This window comes from Nitrospira sp. CMX1, assembly GCF_054902215.1.
The window spans coordinates 17,058-33,691 of the sequence record NZ_JBUBKD010000062.1; the positions used below are offsets into that span (position 1 = coordinate 17,058).

Below are 16,634 nucleotides of genomic sequence, written 5' to 3' on the forward strand. Positions count from 1 at the left end.
TGTCGAGCCTTCGGCTTTTCCTCATTGCGGAGCTGGTGACTGCTCCCTATCGTTGAGAGTGACCTCGTCTCGGTACCGTCATTGCTGCGATGAGCTGTGGGCTCGTGGTGAGGCGTCGTCTTCCATCCAATGGGCTAACTCAAGAAACTGCTCAAGGGTCAGGGTTTCAGCACGAAGCGAGGGAGAGAGACGGAGTTTCGTCAATGCGGCTTCTACATGTCTCGAATCATAGCCTTCGTTCTTGAGCGAGTTGACGAGTGTCTTGCGTCGGTGAGCAAAGGCGCCCCGGACGAGCGCGGTGAACCGTTGCTCTTCCTCAGGTCGTCTGACTCTCGGTTCGCGCGTTTGCAGCAGCACTACGGCCGAGTCCACTTCCGGTCGAGGGCGGAAGCATTGTGGGGAGACTTTGAAGGCCTTTGAAATATGTGCGGAGTATTGAGCCATCACAGATAAGACACCGTATTCCGAGGTTCCGGCCTTTGCGGTCAACCGATCTGCGACTTCATTTTGCAGCATCAACACCATGCGGGAAAAGCGATGGCCGTGCGAAAGAAACCGGAAGAGAAGGGGGGTGGAAATATAATAGGGGAGGTTAGCGACGACGATGGTTCCGATCGGCAAATGCTCGATTGGACAGGTCAGGGCATCGCCGAGCACGAGGGTCACATGAGGAAGGTGGGCGGCTCGTTCGGAAAGGTATGTGTGAAGACGAGAGTCCACTTCAATCGCCGTCACGTGGCCCGCAGCTCGAGACAGGGCTTCCGTGAGGATGCCTCGGCCTGGGCCGATCTCCAGGACGGTGTCAGCGGGGGAGAGCTTCGCGAGTGCGACGATCTTGCGAACGATGTTAGGGTCGACAAGGAAATTCTGTCCCAGTCGTCTGATTGCCGCAGGAGGAGGTGCTGAGTCCACCCTCAACTCCCGGGTGAAAATGAACGAGAGAGTGTGTCGGCGAGGCGGACAAGCGGCGTACGGTAACTCTCGATGAGATCAGTAAACTCCTCGAGCAAATCGTTGGTGAAGGAAGGCCCCGGTTGAATATGGGCGAACGCGAGTCCCTCTTTCTGGCCGACCGTGGCGGTGAGGAGCGCGGCAGTGCGCAATTTCCATTTTTGGACTCGCTCCGTTCCAGCAACGGTATTCAGATCCTGACAGGTCTGTTGTGCAAGCGCGTCCAGTTCGGCAATCTGTTGCCGAATGGTGGCCAGTTGCGTGGAGCCATCAGGCGGCATGATTAGAGCGTCCCTTCTTGACGGGCCTCTGAGCAATTCGTGCAGCCAAGGTGACCGCTTCGATCAGACTCCCCGGATCGGCAATTCCTTTGCCGACAATGTCAAAGGCTGTTCCATGATCGACGGATGTGCGAATGATGGGCAAGCCGACGGTGAGATTCACGCAGGTGCCGAACGCCACCAACTTCAGCGGAATCAAGCCTTGATCATGGTACAACGCCACAATTCCGTCATATTGTCCCTTTGCCGCCTTCCCAAACAGCGTATCGGCGGGCAACGGGTCACTGGCCAGAATGCCCTGTGTTTGGGCAGTGCGAGTTGCCGGAAGAATGATCCGAGCTTCCTCATCTCCGAACAGACCATGCTCCCCGGCATGCGGATTGAGCGCGGCCACCCCAATCTTCGGTCGTTTGATCCCAAAGAGAGTGGTGAGTGCCAGGTGAGCCAAACGGATCGCCTTTTCAATCTTCGCTTGAGTGAGCAGTGACGGCAGGGCCTTGATTGCGACATGGGTCGTGACAAACATGATTCGCAATGGACCGCCCACGATCATCATGCCGGATTCTTTCGCCTGAGTCAGGTCGGCCAACAACTCGGTATGTCCGGGATATCGGCAGCCCGCCATGTTGATCGCTTCCTTATTAATCGGGGCCGTCACGATCCCATCGAGACAGCCCAATTGGGCGAGTTCCACGGCCTTCTCAATGAAACAGACCGACGCAGCGCCGGTTTCTGCCGCCGCGAGGCCTGGGGTATATCGGCCCAGTGGGGTACTCAGCGGGTCGAATACGGCTACAGTACCTAGGCGGGGGGCCGGTGTGTCATGGCCGACAACGGGAAGCACCGTCAGCTTGAGCCGCAGGGCCTTGATGGTACGAGCCATGACGGGAAGCGATCCGATCACCAACGGTCGGCAAATCTTGTGCAGTCGGCGATCCGACAGCGCTTTTGCGATCACTTCAGGGCCGATCCCCGCCGGGTCTCCCATCGTGATTCCGAGCAATGGGAGCGCTGACGAGGCCGAGGCCTTCCGCGTTGGACGGATCTTAGTTGGCATAGAGGTAGACGGTATAGCCGATATAGAACAGAGAGCCCGCCCCCAGCAACCACGGTCGCCAATGACCGCCAAGGAGAATCTGGAGGAGGCAGAGTCCGACGGCCTGGACCGCCAAAATCATGGTCGTCAATGCGGAGGGAGCGATCACCCACTCCGTGCCGATCAACCCAAGCGAGACGGGAAGCGTGCCTTGAAACACCATGGCGCCCGTCACATTGGCCACGGCGAGCTTGTCTTTCTTGCGATACAGCCATAGAAAGCTATTGGACATTTCCGGTAATTCGGTGGCCAACGGCGCGATGAGGAGCGTCAAAATCAGCGGTGACATGGAGAACAATCCCGCCATCGATTCCGCCGCCATCACGAACAAATGTGCGCCCAAAATCAAGCCGACCAACCCCAACAGCGCTTGAAATGCGATCATCGGGTGCGAGGGTGTTGCCGCGGTTTTATCGAAGATGAGCGGTTCCAGCTCGCCACTCTCGCTCTCTCCGGACGGTGCGAACTTCAGTTTCATGTAGTAAATGTAGAGACAGATCAATCCGCCCGCGGCAATCAGGTGGATGAGTCGTGATCGTTCAAAGGCGCAACCAAGCGCCACCAGGTAGCCGATCATAAAAAACGTCAGGTCCGTGAGCACGTCGCGGTAGTTCAGATGAAACTGCGCGGTGCGTTTGCCGGCTCGCGCGTACAGCACCACCAACAGAGCCAAGATCGGCAGCACCAACGTACTGAGCATAAACGGCGCCCCGAGGATGGCGCCCAATCCGACTTCGCTCTCCTCGGCGCTTTCACCGAAGAAAATGGCAATAATCGGAATCGAGGTTTCAGGAAGCGTAGTGCCGATGGCCGCGAAGATACTTCCGACCGCGCCTTCAGAAATCCCGAGCCGTTTGCCCAACCATTCGATCGCGTTGGTGAACAGGGCACACCCACCCAGTGTCACGACCACCGAGACGAGGAACAGGAGAACATAGTACAGGGTGCTCATGCGCGGCCTCGCAGTTTCTTATGGGCTGTCTGTCGATAGATTCGCAAGGCTTCCTCCATGACACTCTTGAGCGGACGACCAGATCGTCTCGCAATAGATTGGCAGTCGATATATTCCGGTGCCGCCTTGTCCCATCCGGCACCCAGATGGGCTACTTTCATGCGAACGGTTCCTCCCTGGATCGTGATAGGGACGATACGGCGTGGGAGGACCTGTCGAGTGACTTCCTGCAGCCGCACACCGAGCGTGGGTGTTTCCTGAAAGAGAATTTCGAGTACCGCGTTCGTCTGTTCTTTTGGGGTCAGACAGGTCAACAACACACCTGGCCGACTTTTTTTCATGACAACGGGAATCAGTGCGACGTCGACGGCGCCGAGGCCAAAGAGTTGCTCCATGACGTGCTCATAGATCTGAGGATTGAGGTCGTCGAGATTCGTCTCAATTTGCATGATGCGTTCGGTTTGATAGGCATCAGGTGTCGAGTCATCCTGTAAAAAGACGCGCAACACATTCGGCCAGTCCTCTGGATTGCGGTCTCCGGCGCCATGTCCGACCGCGAGACTACGCATGACCGGCAGGGGGCCGAATTCCGATGCCAATGTCCGCACCAGTGCCACGCCGGTTGGTGTGGCAAGCTCGTGCCGTGGACCATCGGAATAGACGGGAATACCTTTGGCCAATGCGGCCACGGCCGGTCCTGGCACAGGTAGGCGACCATGGGAAGTCTGAATCGAACCGGCTCCCACATTGATCGGGGAGGAGGTCGCACGGGTCACATTCAGGAGATAGCAGCCTAGGACGCCCCCCACCACATCGATGAATGAATCGACCACGCCCACTTCATGAAAATGCACATCTTTCGCAGGGACCTGATGGGCCAACCCTTCTGCGTCAGCCAATCGATCGAAGACGGAAAGGCTGCGTGTCTTGACCAAATCCGGGAGCGAGCTGGCAATAATAATACGTCGAATACGGGAAAGCGTCAGCGGTCGCTCGAACCCTCGTTGGATCTGGACGTCTACTTTTACCGCATGGAGTGCGCCACGGTGTACCGCTCGCTTCCGTAATGTATAGCCGGACAGCTTCAGGCGATTGAGGCCGTTGACGAGGTCTGCCCAGGGCAGGCCTGCGCTGACCAATGCGCCCAAGATCATGTCCCCGCTCACGCCAGAAAAACAGTCGAAGTGCAGATGTCGGCCCACGGCTCTCCTTGCTCGGAATGGAAAAAGACCGCACATCTTACCGGAGGTGTGGCTGAACGGCAATCATTGGTTCATTGTTGATGCTTCGTTGACAGCTTGGAGAGGCTATGTTATCCCCCATTAAAAGATGAGCCGCGTGCAGTGACCGTCAGTCACTGCGGATGCATCACCCATTTCATATGAAGGTAGGTGTTCTGTTGTTGATGAGATCGTGCCAGCAACGTGGTAAAAGACTGACACTTGGGCTTCTCTGTCTGTACGGCTTCCTGGTCGGTGTTCTGCCGAGCGAGAGTCTCGCCAAAGAAAAGCCGTCTCGTGCGCCCAGGCCTGAACCAGAGCTTAAGATCGTCAATCTGGATATTACCCCAATGCCGTATACGCAGGGCGATGGTCCGCTTCGGTTCTCAGTGACGGTTCAGCTTCCGAGAAATATCGATCGAGCCATGATCTTGGAAGTCACGTCCCTCATCAGTTCACCGTCGAAGACTTCACTTCGGTTTCTCACGCATCGGCAGCCTGTTCAGATCGTGTCGACGAAGAATGGGGAACAGGAGCGCCCCAAGGTGTTGGTTGAACTGGTATGGGATGGGCAGGATCACCGGAAGCAAGTGGCCGGGGCAGGCACCTACGCGTATGAAGTACGGACAAAATTGCTAGTCAACGGTGACAAAGGGCTTCGGACGATGATGGTCGCCTGGCCGAAACGGGGGATGATCGAAGTCAACTGATCTCTCCGAAGCGCTCACATCAAGGCTCAGGCTTCAGGCCCAGCAGGTTGATTCGATGTGCGAGGCAGGCGGCGCCGAACCCGTTGTCGATATTCATGACCCCCACACCGGACGCACAGGAATTCAGCATCGTCAATAAGGCAGCTACTCCGCCGAAACTGGCGCCATACCCTCGGCTCGTCGGGACCGCAATAACCGGACAATGAACGAGTCCCCCCACGACACTTGGCAAGACACCATCCATCCCGGCCGCCACGACGATAACCCGCGCATCAAATAAGCGATCCTTCTTCCCCAGCAGGCGATGAATCCCTGCGACTCCGACGTCGTACAGTCGTTCAACGCGACTCCCCATCACTTCTGCCGTGATACGAGCTTCTTCAGCTACGGGAACATCGGCCGTGCCAGCGGTCACCACCAGAATGTGGCCTTGGGCTTTCCGCCGTGTCGGGCGGATCGCGATGAGACGCGCGTCAGGATAGTATCGCGCCCGCCGATCGAGGCGGCGAATCGCCCGGGCGACCGTCGGTTCTGCACGGGTGGCAAGGAAGGGGCCTCCTTTTTTGATCAAGGCTCGAGCAATTGCCACGACTTGCTCCGTGGTTTTCCCCTCGCAGAGGATGACTTCAGGGAACCCTTGCCGCAACGACCGATGGTGGTCAAGCGACGCAAATCCAAGATCTTCATACGGAAGAGAGCGCAGACGCTGAAGCCCTTGTTCGACGGTCAGCTGGCCTCGGTGGACTTGTTGGAGTAATTGTTCAAGCCCTTCTGGATTCATGGTTATCCCTTTTCCAGTTTTGCATCCCGCTCCATGAGGTCACGCACCGCCTTTCGGCAGGCTTTGTTCTCATGGAGAACGGCGTTGATCTCCTGAATGATGGGCATCTCGACGTGGTGGCGGAGGGCCAAGGTGAACGCGGCACGAGCCGTTCGTATGCCCTCGGCGACGGCCTGCATCCCGTTGACGATGGTCTCAAGCCGCTCGCCTTTTCCGAGTCGGACGCCCACCGAATGATTCCGACTGAGAGCTCCGGTACAGGTCAACACCAAGTCACCGACACCGGAGAGTCCATAAAACGTGCGGGGGTCGGCTCCCATCGCGACACCGAGCCGGATCGTTTCCGCCAACCCACGGGTAATGAGGGCGGCACGGGCGTTGAGCCCAAGTTCCAGGCCATCGATCACGCCGGCGGCCAATGCCATCACATTCTTCAGCGCCCCTCCGAGTTGGACGCCCAGCAGATCGCTGTCGGCATACACGCGAAAGACGGGCGTCATCAGCGCACTCTGAAACCGCTGGACGAGCGGCGCGTTTTGGCCAGCCAGGCAAACGGCTGTGGGCTGACCCGCACTCAGCTCAGCGGCGAAGCTCGGACCAGAAAGCACCATCAGCCTATCGTGCATGGCGGCCGGTAACTCATCCTCCATGACTTGGGTCATCAATTTGGCCGTTTCTTCCTCAATGCCTTTGGTCGCGCAGATCAATGGAATGGGATCGGCTAAGAAAGGCCTCAGGTTTCGAAGCACGGATCGCGTGGCATGGGAAGGTACGGCGAAGACGAGTCCCTCACATGCGCTCGCGGCTTCTTCCAACGATGAAGTGGCGATCAAGCCGTGGGGGAGCAGGACGCCTTTAAGGAAAATCGGGTTTTCGTGAGAGGTATTGATGGCGCGAACGACGTCTTGCTCATAGGCCCAGAGACGAACATTCAACCCCTTCTCGGCCAGATGTTTGGCTAGGGCTGTACCCCAGGCTCCTGCACCGATCACACACATCGTGCTGATAGAAACAGTCATAAGCGATCAATCTGCTGTCCACATGATCACCAACACACTCAAGGGAGCAGATTATAGGAACGGCTTCAAGAACCTGTCAATGAATGGAGCAGGTCCTCCCAATGCTCTCCGGCGTGTAATGGAGTATTGGAATCAATATCTTGTGACATGGCACGGAACCTGCTCAAAAGCCCGTTGTGGATTTGAAAAACATGCTGCTGCGAATGAATCAGGTTATGGAATGGGCAATCGCGACGAGCCCAACGGATGGCAAAAAATGTTGATGAAACAGCTGCTTGAGAGAGGAAGTGGTTCAGGAATCAGGCTGCGAACCGCGTGGCTTGCAGTTTTTCTATTCTCGCTGAACGTCTCCGGCACCTATGCAGAAATGTACATCGGTGGACAAGTTGGAACCACGCTCTTCGGCGACAACAACAAGCTTACGAGAGTTGATCTTACCGATCTTGGTGGCCCTCCTGGATCGATCCTCACTCCTCGAGGGTCGATGTCAGGTCGAGATTTGGCCAGCTCTCCTGTGTGGGGCGGGAAGATCGGCTACTACTTTCCACGCGTGAGCTGGTTCGGGGTGGAACTGGAGGCCTACTACACCACCCCGCATATTGAGCAGGGACCGACAAGGGTCAGTATTCTTCCCGGAACCGCCGTCGTTGGGGGGACTGTTGCAAGTGGGAGCGTCACGAACATATTTCCGGGCGACCACTTTCGGGTGATCACTATTGCGCCGTTCAATCTCATGTTTCGCTACAACAAGGCACGATTTCAACCCTATGTCGGGGTTGGTCCCGGGATATTCTTATCCCGGATCAATACGACAGAGGTCACGTTTGCAGGAACACAGAGTTCAACGACTGTAGGTCTGAATGCAAAGGTCGGCGCCGAATACTTCTTTACGAAACACATCTCGGGATATGGAGAAGTGCGGTACAACTACACGAGGTTCAGTTTTGATGCAAACGACGCCGGAGCGTTTGGCTTTAAGGCGACCTATAATCCGACAATCTTCTCATTTGGGGTGAGCTATCACTTCTAGGTGCTCAGCGGGCTAGTATCTCGGGGGCATTCCCATGTATGTAGGTGGCATACCGGGAATGTCTTTCCATGCAAACCTGTCCCACCTGTCGTCGATCGCAACCAGAAATTAATCGGTTCTGTATCCAGTGCGGGTACCGGTTTGATGGGACTGCGGAACGTACGTCTCAGTTCGAATCTCGCACGCCCCCTCCTGAGCAACTCAACCTCTCCATTCTCTACGCCATGGTAGTGGCGTTAGTTTTGGCGCTGCTGTTCCCGCCATGGGAAACGCCATCCGGTCAAACACCTGAATTTCTCGGCATGCATTTCATCCTCTCTCCTCCCACACCCGAAGCCGTTGTGAGCCGTATGCTCCTGACGATCGAGCTGGTCACGATTGCGATTGCCGGGATGTATGGCGCGTTTCTGTTCCGGAAGAAATAACAACATTAAGCACGCGTTCTGCAATCAGCCAACAGCGTTCGGTATCCAATCGACTCGGTCTGAGCGGACCGCTGAACGCTGTTTAGCTGGATCAGTCCAGCGCCAGCGTGAGGCACTTGGCAGCGCCCCCGGACTTTATGAATTCATCAAGCAGAACCGGATGGGTGACATACCCTCGGCTGTGCAACCAGACCTGGGTGGTCGGACATCCCGCAGGGAGGACGACGTGATTCCCGACACAGACGGCATTGCAGGCAAAGGTGATCGCTTCCTCATCCGGAACCGCGAAACGGAGTTCGTCCGGAATACGTTCAGCGATCACTTGCCGACCATACCTATCGAATGCGGTTGGGTAGTAGAGGAGCTCGCCGCCGCTCAACGGACAGAAGCAGGTATCGAGATGGTAGAAACGACTGTCGACGAGCTCGAGAGGAATGATTTCTCGATGGAACCGCTCGCTGAGGATCGGGTAGACCCCGATATCCGATCGCTGCCGGTAGCCGCCGAACCAGGTGTCGGAAAATCCTAAGAGATCGCCGGCGCCTTCAAAGTGGAGACCTGCCTCAATCCTCACCACTTCGTAGCCCTGTTTGCGAAACCACTGTTCAACATGAGTCTCCTCTCCCTGGCGTTCAGGGTACCGAAAGCGACTCACGACCGCCGTTCGTCCGACCACCAAACCGGCATTCGCCGTAAACACGAGATCCGGTAATCCGGGAACGGGAGACAGTCGTTCGAGCACGACACCCAAATCTTTTTCAAAAATCCCCATCAAGATCTGCCACTGTGCGACGGCTCGTGCATGGTCGACTCGGTTGCTGAGTCGCATCCACGGATTAATCTCATACTCGATACCAAAAAAATCAGGTGGGCAGACCAAGAGTCGGCTCATGGCCGTCTCCCTAACGTGCCGGCGAGTTCCGACAGAAACGAGGCAGCATCCATAACCAGGCCGACCGCCTGAAAGCTTCCTCGGTCGGCGAGCTTCGTCGGGACTGATGGGTTCAGGTCAACGCATAGGGTAGGAACAGTTGCCGGGAGAAGATTGCCGGTTGCGATTGAGTGCAGCGTCGAGGCAACCAGCAGAGCCAGGCTGATGCCAGGAATCAAGGCACGCATTGCGTTCTGAGCTTGAATGGAGTCCGTAATCACTCCGGGCAGGGGACCATCGTCGCGAATCGTGCCGGCCATAACCACCGGCACTGCCTGCCGGATACAAGCTGCCATAATGCCATGTTTCACCACCCCGGAACGTACTGCGGTTTCAATGCTGCCGATGGCCCGAATGCGGTTGATGGTTCTTAAATGGTGCTCATGGCCATGAGGCACGGCGCGCCCTGCCATGAGCCCGTACCCAAGCGAGGTGCCATAGAGATCTGCTTCCATGTCATGCACGGCCAAGGCGTTGCCGCAAAACAATACATGAACATAACCCTGTTCGATCAGCCAAGTCAGGGATTCTCGCCCTCCGGCATGGATGATAGCAGGCCCGCCGGCCAATAGGACCTTGGCATCCGCCTGTCCCTGCCGATGCTGATCCCGCAAGTGGCGCATTCGCGCAGCAATGTCAGAGATGACGTGGCCGTGTGGTCGCTCTGCTGACACCTGCGATTCCATGAAGCCGAACACGTCTCGTTCCTGTGGGCGCTGGAGCGGAATCACGCGGACGCCCTCACGACCTACCACGATCTGATCTCCCCGACGAACGTCTCCCATCGGAATAGCTTGGGCCGCGGAGTCTTCCTTGTTGACCACGATCGCAAGATCCATCTCGATCCGATCAACATCAAGCCAGCGACCAGCCAATCGGATCTGCGTAGGCAAATGGGTGGTGGCATAAAAGGTATCGGGGAGGATCCCATCGGCAGGCGCTGATTCAGTCCAACAGTCTGTCTCACGCTCGATTGAGGCGCCATGGGGTTGAATGGCGTGGAGGATCTCGTCTAAGAGCGTTTTGGAGGCGGTTCTGATCACAATGCGGGTACTGGATGATTGTTCCCGCGTTTTTCCGATACAGACGTCCTCAAGATCGAAGGTCCCACCCATCATCACGATAAGGTCCAGGACCTTCGCCAGCATGAGCGAGTCGATGATGTGTCCCTGTAGGACGACGGTCTCGTAATAATGACTCATAACCTCGCGTGCTGCAGCTGCCCGTATTGTAACACTCGGTAGGGGAAGAGAAAGGAAATGAGAATTGACGGCTATCGGGTGGTCGGAGATGGTTTCATCAATTCTCGTAACACACTTGTCGCATAGGCGCCTGGAGGTAAACTGAAGGTGATGATGAGATTCGCTCCGTCCAGAACCCACTCCAGTTCGGTCAGTGGGATGCGAAGCGAGCGGCGCTCGCCTCGGAATCCACAGGCCTTGGCGGCAGTGATGAGGGCTTCCTTGGTTGTGCCAGCTTCGGTGATGACAGCTTCTTCGATCGCACCAGGCTCACTGCCGGCCCAAGACACGCGCGAGCCAAAGAGAATTCCGGTCGGGCTGATCTCAAATCGATCTGCGCGCGGTTGTTCTTTCTCCGCGTCGTCGACCTGAAAGCAGGCGCCGTTGTCGGATTTCATGGCCCAATCGCCGATGAAGACTCTGTCGATCTGTTCGATCCGGCGGGCGAGGATCCGATTGAACAGAAAAGACTGATAGGTATTGAGATACCAGATACGTTGGTTGCGATTCATTTTTTCACGTCGTCGGGCGTCGTGGAGCAATGCGACCCCGAGTTGGTAATTGTTGCCGTCTTTCCCTTGACGTTGAGGACCGAAATAGTTGGGGACCCCACGTCTGGTCAGCCGCTCGAGAATCACGGGGACGGTTTCCTTGGCGTGGCCGGCAACCTCGCGAATGGTCAGACGGAAACGATTGCCGGCATGATGCCCGGTGCGGAGCCGATTGCGATGGCGCCCGAGGATGGTCACAGTCAGGATGGTGTCATCAATGGAGAGGCGAGCGATCTGTTCCTGGGAAATGCCTTGCAAGGAGATCATCTGCGTCGTGACGGCTCGTGCATCCTTGAGTCCGGCGACACCGATGGCTTGAGCCTTGACTCCCAATGTTGAAGAAAGGCGCCGGACAAGGTCGGGCGTGGACAGTCCTCGTTTCGTGATCGTGACGTAGAGATGTTCGCCTTCTCCGCAGGGCAGATAGAGCGGTCGCTCCTCGACCTGAAAGTCTTCCGGCACGGAACGGATTCGTCCACCGATTCCAGGAAGGTCGCTCGTCAGAAAGGGCTCGTTCAGTCGTTCCATCGGTCCTTCGTTCGATTTAGCGTCAACTGCCCCATGCTATACTTTTCCTATCCGATGGGGAAAGGAGTAAGGGACACAGAATGACTACGCGACGCACGTCGTCATGGCCCGATCTCGTGCGAGCGTCCATCGGCCATGCCCTAGGTCATCCCCTCTACCGGCTGTTTAGCCTTGCGCCGGACTGGGAATTCGGCCTCTCTGACTATGAAGTGACCCGACATACCCAGCTGCATGGGTTGCTCGCCGGTCGCCGTGCCGTCCATCTTACCGATCTGCATCTCGACCGATATTGTTCGCGCCATGATCGTCTCATCCAAATCGTTGGTGATCTCCAGCCGGACTGGATTGTGATCACGGGCGACCTGCTCAATGTACCAGAAGGGCTGCCGCATCTGTTCCGATTTCTTGGCCGCCTTCGCGCCATCGCGCCGATGTATATGACACTGGGCAATCACGATCATTACAGCGGCGTGCCGGTGGCAGAGTATGCCGAACTGGCCGATCGGCACAAGATCGCATTGTTGGTGAACCAACATGCTGTGGTCTCAGTGAAAGGGGGAGAGCTGGTGATCGTCGGTGTCGATGATCCCTCGCTCCACCGGGCTGATCTGCGATGTCTTCCGCCTCGCGCGGACCATCGCGTTACGCTGCTTCTGGCCCATGCGCCCAATATCCTCGATCAGGTGGAACTGCACCACGCCATCGATTTAATCTTGTGCGGGCACAGTCACGGCGGGCAATGGAGAGTGCCAGGGGTTCCGACCTTCTGGCTTCCGCCTGGATGTAATGGCCGGATAGCGGGTTGGCATCGGTCAGGTGTGCACCGACTGTACGTCAACCGTGGAGTGGGATGGTCCTTCCTTCCTTTTCGATGGAACTGCCGGCCTGAGATTGCCGTGATTGACTGGGTGTAGGATAGTGGGTGGGACGTAGCCAGATAGCACGCCGAATGATCCCCTCCCTTCGATTTGACAGACCCCTGGATTAGGCGTGGGTTGATGTAAGCGGAGGAACAGATGACCGTAAAGATGCGATGGTGATCCACAGAAAACGGACCAGCGATAAGCCTGATACTCGGGCCGTTTTGATTGAAGCCCGTGCGTAAAGCCTCATGGCTATTCAGGTCGAAGGATTGGCTTTAGTCAGGGGGCTGGCATAGTCGCGGTGGCATTGGCCAGCGCGACTATGCAGTGATTCGGGCTAGATTTAGGATGACTGCCTCACCACTTATTAATAACCAGGCGACTGTCCTTGCCGCTTGTCTCCAGACGGGTCGTCATTCGTGTGAGCCGCGTCAGATTGCGGCTTGGTGGCGCGCTTGTTTGCAGGGGACTGCCCTTGTCGCTTTCCCACTGATGCTGCGCCATGTGTTTTTGTATTTCCAGACGGGGAGGTTGACATAGACTTATTAGAAGGTGATTGACCTTGCCTTTTACCCGCCGAAGGCGCGACACGTTCCCCCGTACTCTCCTCTAGCGAGGTCTCAGCATTTGCCACTCCGATGATGCCGCACCAGGGGAAAAGGGTCAGCGTGCCAATCAACAGTCCTCGAACGACAGATGTATGTTGGTGGATCATTGTTGACCTCCTGTTTGTTTGAAACGTCGCACGCGAATGTTTTTCGAAGAAATCGTTGAGCCAAAGACCGCGTTTATCTAAGTCAGAGGCTCCAATTGTAATTCGGGGTTTTGAGGAACAACCAGTTGACTCTCCAATGTTTCGACAGCCGGTCGACCAGAGATCAGAATTCCTCACACCCGCACTACACGAGATAATGTTATATGCTTGATAGCACTTACTGAGGTCCTAGGCAGTGTAGCGGGATGCTAGCATGATGATGTGCGGTGTTTCAAGAATTGCTCCGTAGTGAGGAAAATGATGATGAACGTTGCAGGGTTGGCGGTCAATTCAGAACAGGAATGTTCTCACGGGCGCACATGCTGTCACGATCATGTAAATCTAAGTATCTCACAGCTCTGCCGTTGGCCAGTTTTGTTTTCATTTCTGCATTCGTTCCAAGGCTTCCCTGGCTCGGCTTCTGACGGTTTGATCCCAATCATGCTCCATCACGGCCTTTAATCGTTCACGTGCCTCAGTGGCACGAAGTCGCCCGAGTCCCAACGCGGCGCAGGCACGCACGTAGGCATGGTCATCTTCCAGAGCCTTCACCAGCAGGGGCGCCACTGACAGATCTTGCAACGCACCGAGATGGCTGGCTGCCATGCCGCGGATGCGATGTTGTTTGTCGCCCAATGCTCGTTGGAGTGTTGTCGCCAACAGTTCTTTCAGAGCCGGGATCAGGGATTCGAGCCCATCGATTTGGTACTCGTTGTTTTCCAACAGTGCAAAAACCAGATCCAGCCGTTTCTCTTGGGCCGTTTCTCGATAAAACAACGTCAACAGCCTGGTTCGCTCTTGCGATCGCATCCGGCGGCGGAAAAGTATTCTGATCGGAATGAACAAGAGAAGCGCACAGATCAGACCGATGATGGTCATCGGCACCGCCTGATCGACGATATAGTCCTGAGCCTCGATCGAAAGCCGTTTCCAGATCCACACTCCTGCGATAGCAAGACCTAGGAGAACAACCAGCCAGGCGGGGTTCACCTGGCCCTCTTCATGACGCGTCGGCATTGTCATGGGTGAGGGATCATACGGGTGTGATCAACTGATCGTCAACGAATCGACGTTGTGCACTGACTTCCAGTCTTTCACAGTCAAGAAGCGCCAACTCAGAGGTGCAGCATCAGCGCCATAATTGACAGGCTCTTGCGGCCATGGTCATACTCGGCCATTGATCGTCGTCGGTGAGGTTCATAACGATTATGGACAACCATCCGCAGAACAGCACGATACGACGAGTCATGGTCGGGACCGATCGCTCGCAAACGGCAGATCAAGCTGTGCGGTGGGCCGCAGAGTTTGCGAACCGCTACGGCGCTGAGTTATTCGTCGTGCAGATCATCCTGCCGCAACACCCATCCACTACTGAATTCGGTGCAGCGGAGCATACCCGTGTTGCTGCCGCGAACCATGAACTGACAGACATAGTACATCGGCTTGCCGGAGAGCGCGGACATGCCTGTGTGGTCATGGATGATGATCCTGCGCTGGCCATCGTTCGCGCGGCAGAGCGGGAGGCCATCGATGTCTTGGTGGTCGGGAACTCCGGCATGGTCGGCAGGAAGGAGTTCTTGCTCGGTAACGTTCCGAACCGCATCAGCCACAATTCCCGCTGTACTGTGATCATCGTGAATACCCAACCACTAGCCGATGAGCAGACAGCCAGCACTGCGCATGTTGCTCCTTCTCAAGTCGAAACGCCGGTCTCTGAGCCTCATGTGGGAGCTCGAGCCCTAAAAATCGCTACCGTGATGGCGAAGCACGGGGTTCAAGAACTCTTTGGCCAACCCGTTCAATCGGACATCTCGACACGTCGTCGGCAAGCTCAACGTCTGCGCGCTGCACTGGAGGAGCTAGGCCCCACGTTTTCAAAGCTTGGACAAGTGTTATCGACTCGTCCCGATCTCCTTCCACCTGAGTATATTGAAGAGCTAGCCATGTTGCAGAGCCACGTTCCTCCCATGTCCGAGAGAGAAGTGGTTCAGGTGGCCGAGCAAGAACTAAAGGTGCCGTGGGAAGACGTGTTTGAGTCGATCGATCCCAACCCACTCGCGGCTGGGACGATCGCCCAGGTCCATCGGGCCACGTTGGAAACCGGCGACCGGGTAGTCGTGAAGGTTCAGCGGCCCACGGCACGAACGGAGATTGAACAGGATCTGGCTCTCCTCGAGGTTTTTGCTCAAAAGGTCGGCAAGCGGCCTGCGCTCAACCAAGTGGTGGATATGGAGGCCGTATTCAAACACCTGTCTACGTCGCTCCATCGTGAACTCGACTTTCGTCAGGAAATAGAGAACATCGACAGGATGCGGATGGTGCTCGCAGACTATGATCGATTAGGGGTTCCCTCCGTGCATCAAGAGCTGTCGACTACCCGATTATTGGTCATGGAAGAGATTCAGGGTGCCCCGATTGCTCAGGCAACGGACGGTCCAGCGCGTATCGAAGCCGCGCGTCAACTATTGGAAAGTTTCTACAAACAAATCATGGTCGACGGTTTCTTCCATGCCGATCCTCACCCCGGCAACCTCATGTGGTGGAAGGACCGTGTCTACCTTCTGGATTTCGGCATGGTCGGGGCTGTCGATGCCAATGTGCGCGAGCACCTCTTGTTACTGCTGATGGCATTGTGGAAAGAAGACACGGTATTCCTGAGCGATATCACTCTAATGATGACGGGGTCCCTCGATCGGAGCGATCTGAACGTCCAGCAGTTTCAAAGTGAAATAGGCGACATGATCGCGAAATATCGTAAGGCGGCCCTGGCGGACATGCAGATCGGACCGCTTCTCCAGGAAATGAGTGCGATCGGGTTTCGACATGGCGTGCCGCTGCCCGCCTCTCTCACGCTTGCATCCAAGGCGCTTGCGCAGGTTCAACTCGCAACGGCCCGATTAGATCCGACACTCGATCCGTATGATGTGGCGGGTAAGTTCTTGATGCGGTTGATGCTGAAGCGAGTGGGTGCCGCCCTGGATCCAAAAACGCTGGTGTATCAGTCCCAGAAGTTGAAGGTACGAGTCGAGCGGGTCATCGAAGCCATTGAACATCTGATCGGTGCCCGTCCCGGTCAGAAGCTGGTCGTTAATTTTAAGGCCAATTCACTCGAGGACATGATTCGCCTGACGGGACGGCGCCTTGCCTTAGGTCTGACCGCTGCTGCGAGCATCCTCGCCAGCGGGCTTACGGCTACCTCAACAACGGTTGCGGATTGGGTGTCGGTCTCGTTCGGAATCGTGGCGGGTCTGCTGGTTGTCGGATTAATTCTCGATCTGATGCGCGGGCGCTAAACTCGAGT

Annotated in this window: 16 protein-coding genes; 5 read left to right on the forward strand and 11 right to left on the reverse strand. The window is 56.4% G+C overall.

The genetic code is table 11. The annotated features are described in order from the left end of the window. Positions 1-78: 78 nt before the first annotated feature. The 5 genes from rsmA to larC are packed head-to-tail and all read right to left on the reverse strand — an operon-like array spanning position 79 to position 4,482. Positions 79-912, reverse strand: a complete 834-nt coding sequence (gene rsmA / locus ACYX34_RS14705) for a 16S rRNA (adenine(1518)-N(6)/adenine(1519)-N(6))-dimethyltransferase RsmA (RefSeq protein WP_462077324.1) — start codon at positions 910-912, stop codon at positions 79-81. Between the two features lie 2 nt (positions 913-914). Beyond that, positions 915-1,232, reverse strand: coding sequence for a hypothetical protein (locus tag ACYX34_RS14710; RefSeq protein ID WP_462077325.1), 318 nt, complete (start codon positions 1,230-1,232; stop codon positions 915-917). Next, on the reverse strand, positions 1,222-2,289 hold the full coding sequence (gene pdxA, locus ACYX34_RS14715; RefSeq protein WP_462077326.1) for a 4-hydroxythreonine-4-phosphate dehydrogenase PdxA: 1,068 nt from the start codon (positions 2,287-2,289) through the stop codon (positions 1,222-1,224). The genes ACYX34_RS14710 and pdxA overlap by 11 nt, the downstream gene beginning before the upstream one ends. Further along, positions 2,279-3,280: a sodium:calcium antiporter gene (locus ACYX34_RS14720; protein ID WP_462077327.1), complete on the reverse strand. Its 1,002-nt coding sequence runs from the start codon at positions 3,278-3,280 to the stop codon at positions 2,279-2,281. The genes pdxA and ACYX34_RS14720 overlap by 11 nt, the downstream gene beginning before the upstream one ends. Further along, positions 3,277-4,482 (reverse strand): nickel pincer cofactor biosynthesis protein LarC, encoded by a 1,206-nt coding sequence (larC, locus tag ACYX34_RS14725; protein WP_462077328.1) that lies wholly within the window; start codon positions 4,480-4,482, stop codon positions 3,277-3,279. Before larC ends, ACYX34_RS14720 begins: the two co-directional genes overlap by 4 nt. Positions 4,483-4,685: 203 nt before the next feature. On the opposite strand from larC, the gene ACYX34_RS14730 reads away from it, so the two are divergent. After that, entirely contained in the window at positions 4,686-5,210 is a 525-nt protein-coding gene (locus tag ACYX34_RS14730) for a hypothetical protein (protein ID WP_462077329.1), read from the forward strand. A gap of 19 nt (positions 5,211-5,229) precedes the next feature. Here ACYX34_RS14730 and larB read toward each other — a convergent pair whose 3' ends face one another. Both larB and ACYX34_RS14740 read right to left on the reverse strand, forming a co-directional pair. Beyond that, entirely contained in the window at positions 5,230-5,991 is a 762-nt protein-coding gene (larB, locus tag ACYX34_RS14735; RefSeq protein WP_462077330.1) for a nickel pincer cofactor biosynthesis protein LarB, read from the reverse strand. Between the two features lie 2 nt (positions 5,992-5,993). Further along, a complete protein-coding gene (locus ACYX34_RS14740; protein ID WP_462077331.1) occupies positions 5,994-7,010 on the reverse strand; it encodes an NAD(P)H-dependent glycerol-3-phosphate dehydrogenase in 1,017 nt (338 codons plus the stop codon). Positions 7,011-7,032: 22 nt separating this feature from the next. Between ACYX34_RS14740 and ACYX34_RS14745 the strand changes: the two genes are divergently transcribed. Both ACYX34_RS14745 and ACYX34_RS14750 read left to right on the forward strand, forming a co-directional pair. After that, positions 7,033-8,040 (forward strand): outer membrane beta-barrel protein, encoded by a 1,008-nt coding sequence (locus ACYX34_RS14745; protein WP_462077332.1) that lies wholly within the window; start codon positions 7,033-7,035, stop codon positions 8,038-8,040. 68 nt (positions 8,041-8,108) lie between these two features. Further along, positions 8,109-8,465, forward strand: a complete 357-nt coding sequence (locus ACYX34_RS14750; RefSeq protein WP_462077333.1) for a hypothetical protein — start codon at positions 8,109-8,111, stop codon at positions 8,463-8,465. Between the two features lie 91 nt (positions 8,466-8,556). Here ACYX34_RS14750 and ACYX34_RS14755 read toward each other — a convergent pair whose 3' ends face one another. The 3 genes from ACYX34_RS14755 to truD all read right to left on the reverse strand — a co-directional run bounded on the left by ACYX34_RS14755 (position 8,557) and on the right by truD (position 11,716). Next, positions 8,557-9,357 (reverse strand): dimethylarginine dimethylaminohydrolase family protein, encoded by an 801-nt coding sequence (locus ACYX34_RS14755; RefSeq protein WP_462077334.1) that lies wholly within the window; start codon positions 9,355-9,357, stop codon positions 8,557-8,559. Beyond that, on the reverse strand, positions 9,354-10,598 hold the full coding sequence (locus tag ACYX34_RS14760) for an ornithine cyclodeaminase, nickel-pincer nucleotide-dependent (protein ID WP_462077335.1): 1,245 nt from the start codon (positions 10,596-10,598) through the stop codon (positions 9,354-9,356). The genes ACYX34_RS14755 and ACYX34_RS14760 overlap by 4 nt, the downstream gene beginning before the upstream one ends. A 71-nt stretch (positions 10,599-10,669) precedes the next feature. Continuing rightward, positions 10,670-11,716, reverse strand: a complete 1,047-nt coding sequence (gene truD / locus ACYX34_RS14765; protein ID WP_462077336.1) for a tRNA pseudouridine(13) synthase TruD — start codon at positions 11,714-11,716, stop codon at positions 10,670-10,672. Between the two features lie 80 nt (positions 11,717-11,796). Between truD and ACYX34_RS14770 the strand changes: the two genes are divergently transcribed. Beyond that, positions 11,797-12,630: a metallophosphoesterase gene (locus tag ACYX34_RS14770; protein ID WP_462077337.1), complete on the forward strand. Its 834-nt coding sequence runs from the start codon at positions 11,797-11,799 to the stop codon at positions 12,628-12,630. Positions 12,631-13,714: 1,084 nt separating this feature from the next. Here ACYX34_RS14770 and ACYX34_RS14775 read toward each other — a convergent pair. Next, positions 13,715-14,356 (reverse strand): HEAT repeat domain-containing protein, encoded by a 642-nt coding sequence (locus tag ACYX34_RS14775; protein WP_462077338.1) that lies wholly within the window; start codon positions 14,354-14,356, stop codon positions 13,715-13,717. Positions 14,357-14,541: 185 nt separating this feature from the next. On the opposite strand from ACYX34_RS14775, the gene ACYX34_RS14780 reads away from it, so the two are divergent. Further along, positions 14,542-16,626, forward strand: coding sequence for an AarF/UbiB family protein (locus ACYX34_RS14780; RefSeq protein WP_462077339.1), 2,085 nt, complete (start codon positions 14,542-14,544; stop codon positions 16,624-16,626). The last annotated feature ends 8 nt before the right edge of the window (positions 16,627-16,634 follow it).

Excerpts from the sequence above, each read along its gene's own strand:
- ACYX34_RS14730 (WP_462077329.1), top strand. The coding sequence starts at position 4,686 with ATGAGATCGTGCCAGCAACGTGGTAAAAGACTGACACTTGGGCTTCTC.
- pdxA (WP_462077326.1), bottom strand. The coding sequence starts at position 2,289 with ATGCCAACTAAGATCCGTCCAACGCGGAAGGCCTCGGCCTCGTCAGCG.
- ACYX34_RS14750 (WP_462077333.1), top strand. The coding sequence starts at position 8,109 with ATGCAAACCTGTCCCACCTGTCGTCGATCGCAACCAGAAATTAATCGG.
- ACYX34_RS14755 (WP_462077334.1), bottom strand. The coding sequence starts at position 9,357 with ATGAGCCGACTCTTGGTCTGCCCACCTGATTTTTTTGGTATCGAGTAT.
- ACYX34_RS14720 (WP_462077327.1), bottom strand. The coding sequence starts at position 3,280 with ATGAGCACCCTGTACTATGTTCTCCTGTTCCTCGTCTCGGTGGTCGTG.
- ACYX34_RS14770 (WP_462077337.1), top strand. The coding sequence starts at position 11,797 with ATGACTACGCGACGCACGTCGTCATGGCCCGATCTCGTGCGAGCGTCC.
- larB (WP_462077330.1), bottom strand. The coding sequence starts at position 5,991 with ATGAATCCAGAAGGGCTTGAACAATTACTCCAACAAGTCCACCGAGGC.
- truD (WP_462077336.1), bottom strand. The coding sequence starts at position 11,716 with ATGGAACGACTGAACGAGCCCTTTCTGACGAGCGACCTTCCTGGAATC.
- ACYX34_RS14760 (WP_462077335.1), bottom strand. The coding sequence starts at position 10,598 with ATGAGTCATTATTACGAGACCGTCGTCCTACAGGGACACATCATCGAC.
- ACYX34_RS14775 (WP_462077338.1), bottom strand. The coding sequence starts at position 14,356 with ATGACAATGCCGACGCGTCATGAAGAGGGCCAGGTGAACCCCGCCTGG.
- ACYX34_RS14710 (WP_462077325.1), bottom strand. The coding sequence starts at position 1,232 with ATGCCGCCTGATGGCTCCACGCAACTGGCCACCATTCGGCAACAGATT.
- ACYX34_RS14780 (WP_462077339.1), top strand. The coding sequence starts at position 14,542 with ATGGACAACCATCCGCAGAACAGCACGATACGACGAGTCATGGTCGGG.
- ACYX34_RS14740 (WP_462077331.1), bottom strand. The coding sequence starts at position 7,010 with ATGACTGTTTCTATCAGCACGATGTGTGTGATCGGTGCAGGAGCCTGG.
- ACYX34_RS14745 (WP_462077332.1), top strand. The coding sequence starts at position 7,033 with ATGATCACCAACACACTCAAGGGAGCAGATTATAGGAACGGCTTCAAG.